The organism is Paraburkholderia sp. WS6, from assembly GCF_030464835.1.
Lineage (GTDB): Bacteria > Pseudomonadota > Gammaproteobacteria > Burkholderiales > Burkholderiaceae > Paraburkholderia > Paraburkholderia madseniana.
This window is the reverse complement of the sequence record NZ_JALQCK010000038.1, coordinates 18,480-33,136: the sequence shown is the minus strand read 5'-3', so window position 1 is coordinate 33,136 and position 14,657 is coordinate 18,480. Positions and strand designations below refer to the sequence as shown.

The 14,657-nt window shown below is 63.0% G+C and carries 15 protein-coding genes and 1 pseudogene; 4 read left to right on the top strand and 12 right to left on the bottom strand.

The window, feature by feature from the left end; genetic code table 11:
* Positions 1-86: 86 nt before the first annotated feature.
* From M0D64_RS33450 to M0D64_RS33440, 3 genes are all read right to left on the bottom strand, one after another.
* On the bottom strand, positions 87-1,049 hold the full coding sequence (locus M0D64_RS33450; protein ID WP_154563789.1) for a sugar ABC transporter substrate-binding protein: 963 nt from the start codon (positions 1,047-1,049) through the stop codon (positions 87-89).
* A 348-nt stretch (positions 1,050-1,397) separates the two neighbouring features.
* Positions 1,398-2,375 (bottom strand): magnesium/cobalt transporter CorA, encoded by a 978-nt coding sequence (gene corA / locus M0D64_RS33445; protein WP_154563787.1) that lies wholly within the window; start codon positions 2,373-2,375, stop codon positions 1,398-1,400.
* A 244-nt stretch (positions 2,376-2,619) separates the two neighbouring features.
* Positions 2,620-3,060 (bottom strand): hypothetical protein, encoded by a 441-nt coding sequence (locus M0D64_RS33440; RefSeq protein ID WP_154563785.1) that lies wholly within the window; start codon positions 3,058-3,060, stop codon positions 2,620-2,622.
* A gap of 275 nt (positions 3,061-3,335) precedes the next feature.
* Between M0D64_RS33440 and cydX the strand changes: the two genes are divergently transcribed.
* Positions 3,336-3,485 carry a cytochrome bd-I oxidase subunit CydX gene (gene cydX / locus M0D64_RS33430; RefSeq protein ID WP_154563835.1) on the top strand — a complete coding sequence of 50 codons (150 nt, stop codon included), beginning with the start codon at positions 3,336-3,338 and terminating at the stop codon, positions 3,483-3,485.
* Complete coding sequence (locus tag M0D64_RS33425; protein ID WP_171927573.1) at positions 3,482-4,102, top strand: ATP-binding protein; 621 nt, start codon at positions 3,482-3,484, stop codon at positions 4,100-4,102. Before cydX ends, M0D64_RS33425 begins: the two co-directional genes overlap by 4 nt.
* Positions 4,103-4,313: 211 nt before the next feature.
* Here the strand turns inward: M0D64_RS33425 and M0D64_RS33420 are convergent, their stop codons facing one another.
* From M0D64_RS33420 to M0D64_RS33410, 3 genes are all read right to left on the bottom strand, one after another.
* A complete protein-coding gene (locus M0D64_RS33420) occupies positions 4,314-5,411 on the bottom strand; it encodes a saccharopine dehydrogenase family protein (RefSeq protein WP_154563783.1) in 1,098 nt (365 codons plus the stop codon).
* Positions 5,412-5,635: 224 nt separating this feature from the next.
* Positions 5,636-6,094, bottom strand: coding sequence for an Lrp/AsnC family transcriptional regulator (locus M0D64_RS33415; RefSeq protein ID WP_201081900.1), 459 nt, complete (start codon positions 6,092-6,094; stop codon positions 5,636-5,638).
* Positions 6,095-6,263: 169 nt separating this feature from the next.
* Positions 6,264-7,148 (bottom strand): LysR substrate-binding domain-containing protein, encoded by an 885-nt coding sequence (locus M0D64_RS33410; protein WP_266260956.1) that lies wholly within the window; start codon positions 7,146-7,148, stop codon positions 6,264-6,266.
* 187 nt (positions 7,149-7,335) lie between these two features.
* Between M0D64_RS33410 and M0D64_RS33405 the strand changes: the two are divergent.
* Together M0D64_RS33405 and M0D64_RS33400 are read left to right on the top strand one after the other, a co-directional pair.
* Positions 7,336-7,852: pseudogene (locus M0D64_RS33405) on the top strand (Spy/CpxP family protein refolding chaperone).
* A gap of 174 nt (positions 7,853-8,026) precedes the next feature.
* A complete protein-coding gene (locus tag M0D64_RS33400; RefSeq protein ID WP_266260955.1) occupies positions 8,027-8,464 on the top strand; it encodes a PGDYG domain-containing protein in 438 nt (145 codons plus the stop codon).
* A 132-nt stretch (positions 8,465-8,596) separates the two neighbouring features.
* On the opposite strand, the gene M0D64_RS33395 is transcribed toward M0D64_RS33400, so the two are convergent.
* From M0D64_RS33395 to M0D64_RS33370, 6 genes are all read right to left on the bottom strand, one after another.
* Complete coding sequence (locus M0D64_RS33395) at positions 8,597-8,965, bottom strand: DUF3022 domain-containing protein (RefSeq protein WP_266260954.1); 369 nt, start codon at positions 8,963-8,965, stop codon at positions 8,597-8,599.
* A 100-nt stretch (positions 8,966-9,065) separates the two neighbouring features.
* Positions 9,066-9,875: a YhfC family intramembrane metalloprotease gene (locus tag M0D64_RS33390; RefSeq protein WP_266260953.1), complete on the bottom strand. Its 810-nt coding sequence runs from the start codon at positions 9,873-9,875 to the stop codon at positions 9,066-9,068.
* Between the two features lie 60 nt (positions 9,876-9,935).
* Positions 9,936-11,096, bottom strand: coding sequence for a LacI family DNA-binding transcriptional regulator (locus M0D64_RS33385; RefSeq protein ID WP_266260952.1), 1,161 nt, complete (start codon positions 11,094-11,096; stop codon positions 9,936-9,938).
* Positions 11,093-12,058 (bottom strand): D-glycerate dehydrogenase, encoded by a 966-nt coding sequence (locus tag M0D64_RS33380; protein WP_266260951.1) that lies wholly within the window; start codon positions 12,056-12,058, stop codon positions 11,093-11,095. The genes M0D64_RS33385 and M0D64_RS33380 overlap by 4 nt, the downstream gene beginning before the upstream one ends.
* 4 nt (positions 12,059-12,062) lie before the next feature.
* Complete coding sequence (locus M0D64_RS33375; RefSeq protein WP_266260950.1) at positions 12,063-13,358, bottom strand: MFS transporter; 1,296 nt, start codon at positions 13,356-13,358, stop codon at positions 12,063-12,065.
* Positions 13,359-13,554: 196 nt separating this feature from the next.
* The gene (locus M0D64_RS33370; protein ID WP_266260949.1) at positions 13,555-14,538 is read right to left on the bottom strand and encodes a sugar kinase; all 984 of its coding nucleotides are present in this window, start codon (positions 14,536-14,538) and stop codon (positions 13,555-13,557) included.
* Positions 14,539-14,657 lie beyond the last annotated feature (119 nt).

Sequence of the window (14,657 nt, the reverse complement as noted above, 5' to 3'; positions counted from 1 at the left end):
ATGCAGCGGCGTGAGCGCGAGCCCGCGTGCCTCGGCGTGTTGCGGTGCTTCTTGCGAAGCGTATTTCGGTACTGACTGCCCGACGCTTACTTTGTCACGAGGTCGCACGGCGTTTCCACCACGCCGGACAACTGCGACTGCTTCTTGCGCTCGCTGATCGCCTTCAGTGCGGTGTCGATACCGAACACGGCCTGCTTGGCGGCGTACTGGTCCGCGGTGGCGAGCACGCGACCGTCCTTGAGCATCGGCTTGATCGCGTTGATGTTGTCGTAGCCGACCACCAGCACCTTGCCCTGCTTGCCGGCCGCGCGTACGGCCGAGACCGCGCCGATCGCCATGTTGTCGTTGCCGGCGAGGAGCGCCTTCAGGTTGGGATACTCATTGAGCATGGCCGACGCCACCGCGTTGCCCTTGTCGATTTCCCATTCGCCCGATTGCACCGACACGACCTTCGCGCCGACGGTCTGCATGGCGTCCTTGAAACCCGCGGTGCGTTGCTGCGCGTTGGTGGTGGTCGACACGCCTTCGATAATGCCGACTTCATCGCCCGCCTTCAGCTTTTTGGCCAGATAGTCGCCGACCTTCTGCGCGCCCTTGCGGTTATCCGGGCCGACAAACGGCACGTTCAGGTCTTTCGACTTGAGCACGTCCGGGTCGAGCCGGTTGTCGATATTCACGACGATGATGCCCGCGTCGATGGCCTTCTTGACGACCGGCACCAGCGCCTTCGAATCAGCCGGGGCCAGCACGATCGCATCGACCTTCGAGACGATCATCTGTTCGACGATGCGGATCTGGTTCGCCGTATCCGTCTCGTCCTTGATACCGTTGGTGATCAGGTCGAACTGCGAGGCATTGTGTTTCTGGTAGTCCTTCGCGCCGGTTTCCATGGTCAGGAAGAACTCGTTGGCGAGCGACTTCATCACCAGCGCGACCTTCGGCTTATGGGCCGGCGTGGTTTGCGCGTAAGCGGAGGAAAACGGCAAGGCGGCGGTGGCGGTGACGAGAACAGCGGCCGCCAGCATGCGGCGGCGAATGCGATGGCTCATGCTTATCTCCAGGGTTTGTCGGGCTCGCGGGCGAGCCGTATTTTTAGTGACGCGCAAACGTTTGCGAGGCCTATTCTCAGCGTGCCCTTCTCGGAATGTCAACGATTCGCAGTGTTGCGGGGCACCGGCCCGCAGAAAGTGCGTCGATGCGATGCGCTCGATGGCTTCGGCGTGGTGTCGCGAATAGGTGCACCGGCAGGCTGTGTTCTGGCAACGGTTCCTCGCTCAGTCTGTGCGTGGCAGATTTACCGCCGGCTGCAAGCTTAGCGGCCGGCGGGCCGCCTATGCTGGACTTTTATTGCGTACGGTGCAAGCGGGAATTAAGCGCAGCGATGGGCTAACGGTGTGTCAAAGCCAGCCGGACTTGCGAAAGCGCCAGTACAGGATCAGATCCACGGTCGCCATCACGGCAAGACAGACTGGATAGCCGAACTTGTAGTGCAACTCGGGGATCGTCTGGAAGTTCATCCCGTAGATACCGGCGATCATGGTCGGCACCGCGAACAATGCGGCAAACGAGCCGAGCCGCTTGGTCACCTCGTTTTCGACAAGCGAGATCATCCCCAGATTGACCTGCACCGCGGTCACAACCAGTTCGCGCCGGCCATCGATGATTCTGACGATCCGCTCGAGATGGTCGTAAACGTCGCGGAAATAGGCTTGCATGCCTTCGCAGACGCTCGGAATCCGGCCGCCCGTCAATTTGCCGATCGCTTCCTGAAGCGGCGCGATGTGGTGCTGCAGGATCACGAGACGACGTTTCAGCGAATACAGATCCTCGATGATTGCCCGCGACGCCACCGAATTGTTGCGCTCGAAGATGCGGTCTTCGAGCGCCTCGATCTCGGTGTTCATCGCCTCGACGATCGGAAAATAACGATCGACGATGTCGTCCGCCAGCGCGTACAGCACGAACGCCGAGCCCTCCTTGAGCAATTGCGGCTCGCGCTCGCAACGGGCGCGAACGTTCTGGAACCCGGCGCGCGTACCGCGGCGCACCGACAACACATAGTTGTGCCCCACGAACACGTCGACCTCGCCGATCAGCAGCTCGCCCTCTTCGTCCATTTCCACGGTATGCATGACGGCGAATAGCGACTCGCCGTACTCCTCGATTTTCGGACGCTGATGGCCGTTTTGCGCATCTTCGATCGCGAGTTCGTGCAGGCCGAACTCGTGCTGCATCACGGCCAGTTCTTCGGGCCCCGGGTCTTTGAGCGCAACCCAGACGAAGCACTCGGGCCGCGCCACGTAGTCGCTGATGCTATCGATATCGATATCGGCCAGCTTCCGGCCGTCCTGATAGGCGGCGCAATTGATTAGCATGTTGGATTACCTTGAAAACGGAACAGATCGGCCGGCTTCGCACTATGCGTAAGCCTCACACCAGGTCTGCATAAACGGATACACGATGCCCGCCATGTTAAGGGCTCTGCGTGACTGTCATGTATCCAATTGTTAAACGGTCAGACTGGAAACATAGCTAAAGCTTGCTTGCGGCAGCGGGCACTGTTCGACACTGTTCAACACGCGCCCGCCGCAATCCCGCGTTGTCAGACCCGGCCCTGCGCTATTGCGCAACCCTGCGCAAAGCGATGCCGTGATCGTCGCCGAAGGTGACCGACGCGCGGTTCGTATAGCGCGTATCCGCTGTGACCGTAAAGCGCATTTCCACGACCGGATCGAATTGCGTGGAGACACCGATGCGATGCACCCCCGGGCTCAGATAGAAGACCACATGTTCGCCGTTCATCAGATCGGTGACCTGCTCGCCGTCGATATACACCAGCGCATCGCGGAACCGGACGATAACGTCGCGGGAACGCTCGCGCCGCACGTCCACGGCGACCAGTCCGGTTCCCGGCTCCGTGTAACCGGGCTGGACGATGCGCGCTTGTGGCACCTCCTTGAACGGGACGGGCTCGGCAGGTGTCGAGGCGCAACCGGCGAGCAACGCGATGGCCAGCGCAAGCAGCGCGGCTTTGCAGCGGAAGTGCGGACGCATCGGCATGCTGGGTCTCCCGTGTTGTTGGTGGTGTTGCTCCTGTTATAGGCGCATTGCGAGATCCTGGCCGAACGGCCAACCGTCTTTGCGCCCTCTTGCGCGCTGCCGCGTTCTTCTTCATGATCGCTGCAAAGCGCTGCGCTGTGGGCGCCGCGCGCTGCGGATTTACCCTCGGATCCGCCGCGCACTATCTTTATCCGCCTGCATGTTTGCTTCTCTGTACCGACTATGCGTATTGCCTCACCGGCTACCTCGCCGGACATACGATCAAGGAGACCGCGATGTGGTATTTCACCTGGATTCTCGGCATCGGCGTGGCATTGGGCTTCGGCATCATCAATGTGATGTGGCTGGAGGCCAGCGGCAAATTCGCGCGTGACCCGCAGCACGCCGGCAGCCCGGCCGCCGCGCCCGAGGACACGTCTTCGTGACCCACCTGGTTTTCTTCTGCGGTCACGCCGGCACCGGCAAAACCACCCTGGCGAAGAAGCTGATCGGCCCGCTGATGCAGGCGAGCGCGACGCCCTTCTGCCTGCTCGACAAAGATACGCTGTTCGGCGGCTACAGTGCGGCCGCCATGGCCATGCTGACCGGCGATCCGAACGACCGCGACAGTCCGCTCTTTCTGCAACATCTGCGCGATCCCGAGTATCGCGGCCTGCTCGATACCGCCCGCGACAATCTCGAGCTCGGCGTCAGCGCGCTGGTGGTCGGGCCGCTCTCGCGCGAAGTGCGCGAGCGGCGCCTCTTCGATCGCGCCTGGCTTGGTATCGGCGCGGACGTGACGCTGCGGGTCGTATGGGTCTACACGTCCGAAGAGATGGCACATCAGCGTATCGTCGCGCGTGGCAATCCGAACGATGCCTACAAACTCGCGCATTGGGACGAGTATCGGCAGCGCCGCTTCGTGCCGAGCGGCGATATTTGCGAAGACTTGTTGATGTTCGACAACACCGCGCCAACCCGCGCGGATTACGAAGCGTTGCTCGCACGCCTCGTAGGCGAGCCGCCTGCATCGCCTGCGATGCTGCCGCCGCTGCCTGTGTAGCAGCCTATCTCACAGCCAGTGCCTCTGCCTGTATAACTCGGGCGCTGCAAACTAGCAGCGGCGTTTCAAACGCAAAACGCCCCGCATGGCGGGGCGTTCATCAAGCGGCCTTCTGCGAGGCCTGCTTCGTTGCTCGCGGCAATCACTACCGCGTCGTCACACGGCCCTCGGTATTGAGCCTCATTTGCAACCTCAACGCGACCGTCTCGGCTTACACCGTTGCCATCGCATCCAGCGACTGCCCTTCGTACAACTGGCCAAAGCGGTTCGCGAGGAAGTCGCGCAGCGACACCTGCTCCTGACGCACGAAACCGCTTTGCGGCAGCTTCTGCTCACGGAACAGATCAAGCACCGCGCACATCGCGCCGGCCGTGGTGATCTGAATGGCGCTCATCGGCACGCCGCACACCGTCTTCGCGAAGATCTTGCGGGTGAAGACTTCCTGCACCAGTTGACCGTCACGCATACCGCTCACGGTGATGAACACCAGCACGACGTCTTGCGCGGTCGCAGGCACCGAGCGGCGCATGATGGTCTTGAGCGTATCGCGGTCGCTCGAAAGACGCAGGTCTTCCAGCAGGAACTGCATCAGGTTGCGGTGGCCCGGATAGCGCACCGACTTGTAGTCGAGCGATTCGACGCGGCCCGCCAACGTTTCGCACAGCGTACCCAGCCCGCCGGACGTATTGAAGGCTTCGTATTCCGTACCGTCGAGCGAGAAGTGTTCGAGGCCTTCCAGCGGCTGCACCCACTGCGTGCGGCTGTCGCGGATCGCTTCGCACGGCTGGCAGTACTCGTTGATCAGACCGTCGACGCTCCACGTCAGGTTGTACTTCAGCGCGTTGGTCGGGAACTCCGGCAGCGCACCGACGCGCATTTTCACGTCGCGGATTTCGGTGAAGCGGTTCGCCAGTTCATGCGCGGCGATGCCGATGAAGCCCGGTGCGAGACCGCACTGCGGCATGAAGGCGTGATCGGCGTCGTCGGCGATTGCACGAATCGCGCTGGTGGCGCGCACGTCTTCAGTCAGGTCGAAGTAATGAACGCCCGCACCCTTGGCGGCCGAGGCCACGTTCACCGCCAGGTAATACGGCAGCGCGTTGATGAGCGCGTCGAAGCCTTGAATGGCGGCACGCAGCGCGGCGGCATCGGCGGAATCGACACGGCGGGTCGGGATACCCTGGGCGGCGAGCTTGTCGAGCGCGTTCTGGTCGCGGTCGAACGCGACGACGTCGTAGTCGCCAGTTTCGCGCAACATATGGGCGATGGTGTGCCCGATCAAACCTGCGCCAACGATGGCTACTTTCATGCGCTTCTCCTTGTTCTGTGTATGCTGTCTCCAGCTTTGGAAGTGCGCTGCGCTTAGGCGCTGCGCCCGGCGGGCTGAACCCTTGAGACACAGTTTAGGGAGAAGCAAAAACAGTTCATACGCGCAAAGTGCTGCGCTATGACCATGAACTTCGACGTTATGACGACACAATTAGTCGATATGTCGAAAACATGTCAAAACGGCGTAAAAATTGGGCAGCGGGATCACGCCATGCCGCGGTCGATCTTGCGCGCAAGAATGATCGACGTGGTGGTTCGCTCCACCCCTTCCAGGCCGCCGATCTCGTCGAGCAGATCGTTGAGGCGGTCGGGCGAATCGGCGCGCAGCCACGCGACATAGTCGAACTCGCCGCTGACCGCGCATAGCAGTTGCACCTCGGGCATCTTGCCGAGACGTTTCTGCACCGCCGGGCCGTACTTCGGCGCAATGATGATGCCGACGTACGCCTGGATGCTCGAGTCGAGCACATCCTGGCCGAGCCGCACGCTATAGCCGCCAATCACGTTGCTGCGCTCAAGCCGGGCGATCCGGGCGATCACGGTGGTACGCGCCACATCCAGTTGACGTGCGAGGTTGGCGACGCTCTCACGGGCGTTGGCTTGCAGCAGCGCAACGAGGTTGCGGTCGAGGTCGTCGAGTTGGTCGAGGCGCGGAGGTCTCATCGAGGGCGAAAGAAGTTGGTCGGTAGTGAAGGATTATCGCGCGTCCTGGGCATCGGGCGGCAGGCAGAGGAACCCCGAACCATGGCAACGCGATGACGAGCGGCTAACAGCGAGCGGGAAGCGGCACGCAGGAAGCAGGAAATGCGGCGTAACAAGGCAAGCGCCAAGATCACGCCCCGAACCGCTCGATCACGAAATCGATGAAGCTGGTGAGCTTGGGTGTGGCGCGGCGGTCGCGTGAGTAGAGCAGATGGACGGGCGCGCCTTCGGGCAGATAGTCCTCCAGCACCGACACCAGTTCGCCACTGGCGATCTCTCTCGCAAGCAGCGCCTCCGGCTGCAACACCAGCCCGAAGCCGCGCAATGCCGCAACCTTGAGCGCCTGGCCGTTGTTCGCCCGGAACCGTCCGGCGCGCAACTGGTTTTCGTCCGCGCCCTCGCCGCCTAGCCGCCACAAGCCCTCGCGACCCCAATGCAGAAAGCCGAGGCATTCGTGCTGCATGAGATCGGCCGGCGTGCGCGGTATGCCGGCCCGCTCCAGATAGGCCGGCGACGCGCATGCGCGCATCCGGTAAGGCTTCAACGGCCGCGCGACGAAACTGGAATCCGGCAAGCGACCGATGCGCACCGACGCATCGAAGCCTTCCTCCACGAGATCGATCACGCGATTCGACAGATCCAGTTCGAGGCTCACGTCCGGCCACGCACTCAGGTAGTCGGTCATCGCCGGGGCAAAGACTTCGACGCCGTAGGTCAGCGGCACCGTCACCTTCAGCACCCCGCGCGGCGCGGCCGCCATGGCCTCGGCGAGCGACTCTGCCGCCTTGACGTCGGCCAGAATGCGCCGGCACTGCTCGTAGTATTGCCGGCCGATTTCAGTCAGGCTCTGACGGCGCGTGGTGCGCGTCAGAAGCCGCGTCGCGAGCCGCGTTTCAAGCGAGCGGATGTGTTTGCCCACCATCGCCGACGAAATGTCAAAGCGCTCGGCGGCCGCCGTGAGACTGCCCGCCTCGACCACCGCAACGAAAATTTCCATGCTGACGAATTTGTCCACCCGCTATTTCCTGTTCGTTTCGGTTGTAAGCGTTTGTCGCACAAGAGCCGCATTGTAGGGATATCGTGATACTAATAGCGGCGACGGCGAAGTGGGCAGCCGGCCGCCTTGCGTCGCTATGCGAACGCGCGTTGGGCCGCTCGCCATGCTCGCCTTGTCATAATTCGAACAGACATCAGGAGTTTCGATGAAAAAAGCACTCGTAATGCTGGCCACTGCAGTCGCCATGAGCGGCGCGTTCGCACAAACTTCCGCACCGGCCTCGGCACCGATGGGCGCCCCGGCTTCGGCGCCGGCCGCCAAAGCAGGCCACGAGCGCAATGTCGAAGACCGCATCGCCTACCTGCACACGCAGTTGAAGATCACGTCGGCGCAGGAATCGCAATGGAACGCGTTCGCCGACGTCATGCGCAACAATGGCGAGACGATGGGGCAGTTGTTCCAGCAGCGCAAGGCCAACACGAACTTGTCGGCGATCGACGACATGAAGCAATACGCGACGATCGCGCAAGCGCATGCGGACGGCATGAAGAAACTGGTCGATGCGTTCGATCCGCTGTACAGCAGCTTCTCGCCCGAGCAGAAGAAACTGGCCGACGTGACGTTCCATCAGGGCGGCCCTGAAGGCGGTCATCGTCACCATGGCAAGGGCGACGCCAAGAAGGCACCGGCCGCTGCCGAGTGATGCGACTCTGAAGCCGTAAGAGATTAGTTACGCGGTTGGTGGCGCGCGGCGCGGGTTTCCGCGCTGCGCGCGCGGTTCTTTTGCCTTTGGCAAAAGAACCGATCTTCAAATGCATCTGGCATGATTGCGAGTACGCAGCGTCGGGGCGCAAGGTCCCGGCCAGGCTGTCCATATCTCCACACCCACTCGCTTCATGACCGAACTCAAAAATCTCGATCTGAGTCACGATGCCGACGCCCAGCGCGTCGTCAAAAACGAAACCGTGCGCGTTGAATTCGCCGCTGCCGAAGGCGAACTGATGAGCCTGGAAGGCCCGAACCGCTATGCCCGCGGCGACGCGCTGATCACCGGCTCGACCGGCGACCGCTGGGTCGTCTCGCGTGAACGTTTCGATGCCAAATACCTGCCGGAAGACACCGCCCTCGCTCACGGCGAACCGGGCGCATACCGCAACCGTCCCGCCGTCGTGCTGGCCAAACAGATGAATGAAGCGTTTTCACTGGCCCGCTCGGCGAGTGGCGGCGACGTGCTGCACGGCGCGGCCGGCGACTGGATCATGCAGTACGCCCCCGGCGACTACGGCGTGGTGCAGGCCGCCCGCTTCGCGAAGGTTTATCGGCTCGCGGACTGAGTCACGGCCTGGTGACTCACAGCCTGTGATTTACAGCCTGTGACCCACTGCCGGTGGGTCGTGGCCGGCTGGGCGCGCTAAGCCCAGCGGCACTCAAGCCCGCCTTCTACCCAGGGTCTTGAGTCAATCGCTTCAGGCAAACTCGTCGCCGAGATCCACCGTCACATCGCGTGGCACCGTCTCGCCGTTCGCATACTGTTCTTCAAGCGAGCCAATGCTCGCTTCGACATAGGCCCGCAGCACGGCGAAACTCCGGCCTCGCAGCCGCGCCGGCAACGCGCGATAACGCGCCAACGCCGTCGGCGCAATCACCACGGTCATCACGATACGGCGCGCGGTTGCACCGAAACGCATGGCCACCCAGTGAATCGCCAGCGCAGGCGTGCTGTCTTCGCCCGCACGCTGGATGAACTGCGTCTGCTCGGGAAACAGATCGCTGATAACGCGCGCCAATTCCTCGAACTCGGGATTCGCGCAGTCGTATTGGTAAGCTTCTTCCATGAAATGTGCCGAAAGGATGAGCCTGAACGGCGTACCGCAAGGGTACGCCGAAAGTTAGAGAATCACGGATGGCCGGTGTAACAAGCGACCCACAAGCGGCTCACGCGGCAAGCGCCGGGCGACGGAACGCTCTGAACAACAGGCCCGCGACGATCACCGCCCCCAGCGCATACACGCCGTCCACGGCAGCGAGCGGCACGAGCTGCGCCTGGAACAACGCAGCCGGCACGTCGACCAGCGCATGCAACACAATCGCGAGCGGCAGGATTCCGCGCCAGCCCGCGCGCAGCCCACGCCACATCAGCACCGACAAGCCGATCTGGAACACCAGCGCGGCCACCCGTTCGAGCGCGAAAATGCCGGCCGTCTGCGGCGTCAGGCTGGCGAGGATCAGGTGGATGCGCATCACCGAGTCGGTCGGCAGATTGCGCAGATAGCCATCCAGCTCGCCGCGGTTTTCGAAGATGGCGAACAGGATCCATTGAATCTGCACCAGCACGCCGACCAGCCAGGCTTCCGCGCCGCCGTGGCCGAGGCCATAGGTCAGCGCCGTGCCGTCGCCCGTGCCCGCAGCTGACGCGGACTTCGCCGCTGCACGCTTGAGCAGCAGCCGCATTCCGATGAACCGCCCCACTTCCTCGCAGATCCCCGCCGCCAGCGCGCCATACACCACGAAGGCCAGTGGATTGGACAGGAAGGTCGCGGTCGCTTCGTTCCGATGCAGCACGTAGTCGTTCAGCGCGCGCTCGATCACCATCGCGAACAGCGCGAACACGGCGATGCCGGTGATCGCGTCGCGGGGGTTCAGCGCGAGCGGCCGGCGCAGACGGCGGTAGATCAGGAACGGTAAGGCGGCGATGAACAGCGTCGCGACGGCGAGGCTCGAAAGGGTAAGCGGTGCAACAACCATGGGTTTCCTTGCGAAGACCGGCGCGCACCCGCTGCGCGCCGCAGCCCGAATGATCGCAGATCAGCGCGAAGTTGACGCGCGGACGATCAATTCGCCTGGCAAGAGGCAGTCGCGCGCGGTGGTCTGGATCCCTTCGATGCGCTCATGGAGGAACTCGACCGCGCGGTAGCCGATCTCGTAGGTCGGCTGGCGGATCGCGGTGATGCCCGTCAATTCGGCCCATTCGGGATCGTCGATCGACAGCAGCGCGACGCGCGCCTGCCAATCCGCACCGTAGCGCGCTTTCAGATGCAGGGCGAGACACAGCGCGACGGGGGCGTTGGCCGCGAACAAGGCGATGCGCCTGCCTTTGCCGCCGGTGCGATCTATGGCGCTGCGTGTTGCGTTATCTGTCACGCTGGCCGCGGCGCCGCCAAGGTCGCCAGACGCGTCAATTGCGCGGTCCAGTTCGGCGAGAGCGCGCTCGACGGCTGCCGGCTCTGCAAGATTCAGTACCAGCGTATGCCCGCGCGCGCCGCCCTTGCCGCCTTCGTCTTTGCCGCTAGGGCCGTGCGCGCCACTCGCGCCGCCCACGCCGCTCATCACCTCGCGAAACGCCGCCTCGCGCAGTTGCCGCGAACTGACTTGCTCGAAGGGCTGCACGACAAACCAGATATCGTCGAAACCGTTGTCGAGCAGATGCCGCGTGCCGAGTTCGGCAGCCGCCCGGTTGTCCAGCCCAACCATGTCGGCGACGAGCCCATCCACCAAGCGGTCGACCAGCACCGCCGGAATCCCCCCACCGCCCACCGGCCGCAGCGTTTCCTCGCGCACGCCGAGCGCGTTGACGATCACGCCTTCCACGCGATACGTGGTCAGCAGTTGCAGATAGCGCCGCTCCATTTCGACTTCGTTGGCAGCGTGACAGATGAGCGGCATCAACCCGAGCGCATGGCAAGCGGCTTCCACGCCTTGCAGCACTTCGACGGAATACGGGTTGGTCAGATCGGCGAGCAACATGCCGATCAGGCGATTGCGGCCACGCTTGAGGCCGCGCGCCATCTGGTTCGGCTGATAGTTGAGGCGCTCGATGGCCGCCTCGATGCGCGCGCGCAATTCCGGCGACAGCACACTCATCTCGCCGTTCAGATAGCGCGAGATACTGGTCTTGCCCGTACCGGCTTCGCGCGCGACGTCGGTAATCGTCGCGCGGCGCGGGGCGGCAAGCGGCGTCGTGCTCATTTCTTCAACACTTCGCGGTTGACGATGTTGGTCGCGAGCGTTCCGTCGAGCGCGGCTACGAGGTTTTCCGCCGCGTTGAGCGCCATCGCATGACGAGTCTCGTGCGTCGCTGAGCCGATATGCGGCAGCGCGACCACGTTGGCCATTTTCAGAAGCGGCGAATCGGCCGGCAGCGGCTCGGTCTCGAACACGTCCAGACCCGCACCGTGAATCGTGCCGTTTTGCAGGGCCTCGATCAGCGCCTGTTCATCGACCGTGGCGCCGCGCGACGCGTTGATCAGGATCGCGCTCCTCTTCATCGACTTGAATTCGGCCGCGCCGATCATGTGCTTCGTCTCGGGCGTGAGCGGCACTTGCAGGCAGACGAAGTCAGCGGTGGCGAGCAACTCCGCCAACTCGACGCGGCGCGCGCCGTATGCCTGTTCCGCCTGCGCGTTCGCACTGCGGTTCGTGTAGAGCACCTTCATGTTGAAACCGAGCGCCGCACGCCGCGCGACCGCGCCGCCGATCCGTCCCAGCCCGACAATGCCGAGCGTCTTGCCCTGCACGTCGACGCCGAAATGCGCGGGTCCGATGCTTTGCTTCCACTCGCCCGCCTTCACCCAATCCGCGAGCTCGACCACGCGCCGCGCCGACGCGAGGATCAGCGAGAACACCGTATCCGCCGTGGACTCGGTCAGCACGTCCGGCGTGTGCGCGAGCACGATGCCGCGGCGCGTGAGATCGGCAACATCGAACTGGTCGAAGCCCACCGAGATGGTCGACAAAGCCTTCAGCCGGCTTGCGCCTTCGAGCATCGCCGGCGTAATTTTCACGCTCGAACCGATGCCGCCGTCCGCGCCCTTCAATGCGGCGACGAACGTGTCGTGCTGCGCGGGATCGACCTGCACGACTTCCGCATGCTGTTGCAGATACGCGAGCACATCCTCGGGCAGTGACTTCCAGGCGACGATCTTCTTCATCAGCTTATTTTCCTTGCAACGGTGTAGCGAGCGTGGCGCCCTTGCTCAGCGGCTGTGCTTGTGCCTGCGGTTTGACGATCAACGTCAGAATCACCGCGGCGATCAAGGCCACGCTCATGAACGCATAGGATGCCGCAGGCGTTCCGGTCGCGCCGTTCAAATAGCCGACTACGTACGAACCGACGAACGAACCGAGCGCACCCATGCTGTTGATCAGCGCCATCGCACCGCCCGCGACATTCTTCGGCAGCAACTCCGGCACGATCGCGAAGAACGGCCCATACGGCGCATACATTGCGCCGCCGGCAATCACCAGCAACGCGTACGACGTCCAGAAGTGCGTGGAGCCGAGCGCGTACGACGCGGCGAACGCGATCGCGCCGACCAGCAGGAACGGCCACACGAACACTTTGCGGCGGTTGAGTTTATCCGATGCCCACGAAGCCGCAAGCATGGCGATCGTTGCCGCCAGATACGGCAGCGCCGAAAGCCAGCCGGTTTCGACCATGCCGAGCGTCGAACCGTTCTTCAGAATCGACGGCAGCCACAACACGAAACCATACACGCCGATGCTCCAGCAAAAATATTGCGCGCACAGTTTGATCACGGCTGGCGTGCGGAACGCTTCGCTGTAATTGCGCATCGGTTTGATGGCGGCCTGTTCGGCGCGCAAGGTTTCCGCGAGGTCGTCCTTCTGTTGCTGCGTGAGCCACGATACCTGCTGCGGCTTGTCCTGCACGATGAACCACCAGCACACCGCCCAGAGAATCGCGGGCGCGCCTTCGGCGATGAACATGTGCCGCCAGCCGAACGAGTGCACCAGATAGCCGGATACCACCGACATCCACAGCACCGTCACCGGATTGCCGAGAATCAGGAAGGTGTTGGCGCGGGAACGCTCGCTCTTCGTGAACCAGTTGCTGATGAAAATCAGCATCGCCGGCATCACCGCGGCCTCGACCACACCGAGCACGAAGCGGATCACCATCAGTGAGGGAATATTGCTGACCATACCGGTCAGCGCCGCGCAACCGCCCCACAGGATCAGGCTCCAGAACACGAGCTTTTTCACGCTGCGGCGTTCCGCGTATATCGCGCCGGGAATCTGGAAGAAGAAATACCCGAGGAAGAACAACGCGCCGATTAGCGACGACAAGCCCTTACTGATGCCGAGATCCTGGTTGATGCCGGCGGCCGATGCGAAACCGTAGTTCGCGCGGTCGAGATAAGCCAAGCTGTACGTGATGAATACGATCGGCATGATCGTCCACCAACGGCGAATCGCAAGCGATGAAGTCATGGGAGTCTCCTTTGTCGACCAGAGTTGGCGCTTTAGCGCTTACTCTGGTCCCATGCAAGAAAGTTGCTAACGGCTTCCCGAAGCAATGATGGGCGGTCATGGGGCGCTGTTCGAGCGCTCTTGCTGTTATCGAGCCAGCTAGTGCTGCATAGGGCTGAGTGCACCGGATGCGGAGCAATGCGTGGCGCACCCGCACTCAGGCCGCAGTTGCGATGTCAGGTACGTCAGCACGTTCGAGCGCGTCGAGTTCGGCGCGGCTCGGCAGGCCTTCCGAATCACCGATCACCTGAATCGCCAGGGCGCCAATGCGGTTGCCGCGCGCGACTGCTTGCGGCAATGTCCTGCCTTCGAGCAACGCACTGACCACGCCGACGGCGAAACCATCGCCCGCGCCGACCGTGTCCACCACCTTCGCAACCGGCTGACCGGCGATCACGGCGGCATCGTCGGCGGTGCGGAAGTACGCGCCTTCTGCGCCGAGCTTGATGATCACGCCAAGCGCGCCCTGGTCGAGATAAAACCTGGCGATGTCATCCGGCTGTGTGTAACCGGTCAGAATCTCGCCTTCGCCGATGCCCGGCAGCACCCAGTCGGCCAGTGCGGCGAGCGCATTCAAACCTTCGACCATCGCGGCGCGCGAGGGCCACAGCGTCGGGCGCAGATTCGGGTCGAACGAGATCGTCTTGCCAGCGGCACGCATTTCACGCGCCAGATGGAACGCGAGTTCGCACGAACTGGCTGAGATGGCCGGCGCCACACCTGTCAGATGCAAGTGACGCGCGGACAGCACGTAATCAGCCACGTAGTCAGCCAAGGACAGATGGCTCGCCGCCGACCCTTTGCGGAAATACTCGATGGCCGGATCACTGCCGTCGTCGTTCTTCGACTTCAACTGGAAACCGGTCGGGTAGCGATCGTCGGTGGTCACGCAGCGCTGGTCGATGCCTTCTTTCGTCAGCGTGTCGCGCACGTACTGGCCGAACGAATCGTTGCCGACGCGGCTCATCCAGCCCACCTTGAAACCAAGGCGCGACAGGCCGATCGCCACGTTCAGATCGGCGCCCGCGACGCGCTTGGTAAATTGCCCGACACCGGCGAGCGCGCCTGTTTCGGCGGCCACGAACATGGCCATCGCTTCGCCGTAGGTGATGACGTCGAGTGCTGCGTTTGTGTTGCTCATCCTTCGCTCCTGCGTGTTTCTGCGTGTTCCTGTTTGCTGCCTGTTTTTTGCGTGTGCCGCGTTGCGTGTGCTTCTCTGCATGCTTCCGCCCGTACCGCGTGCACTTCTCCACACGCGCT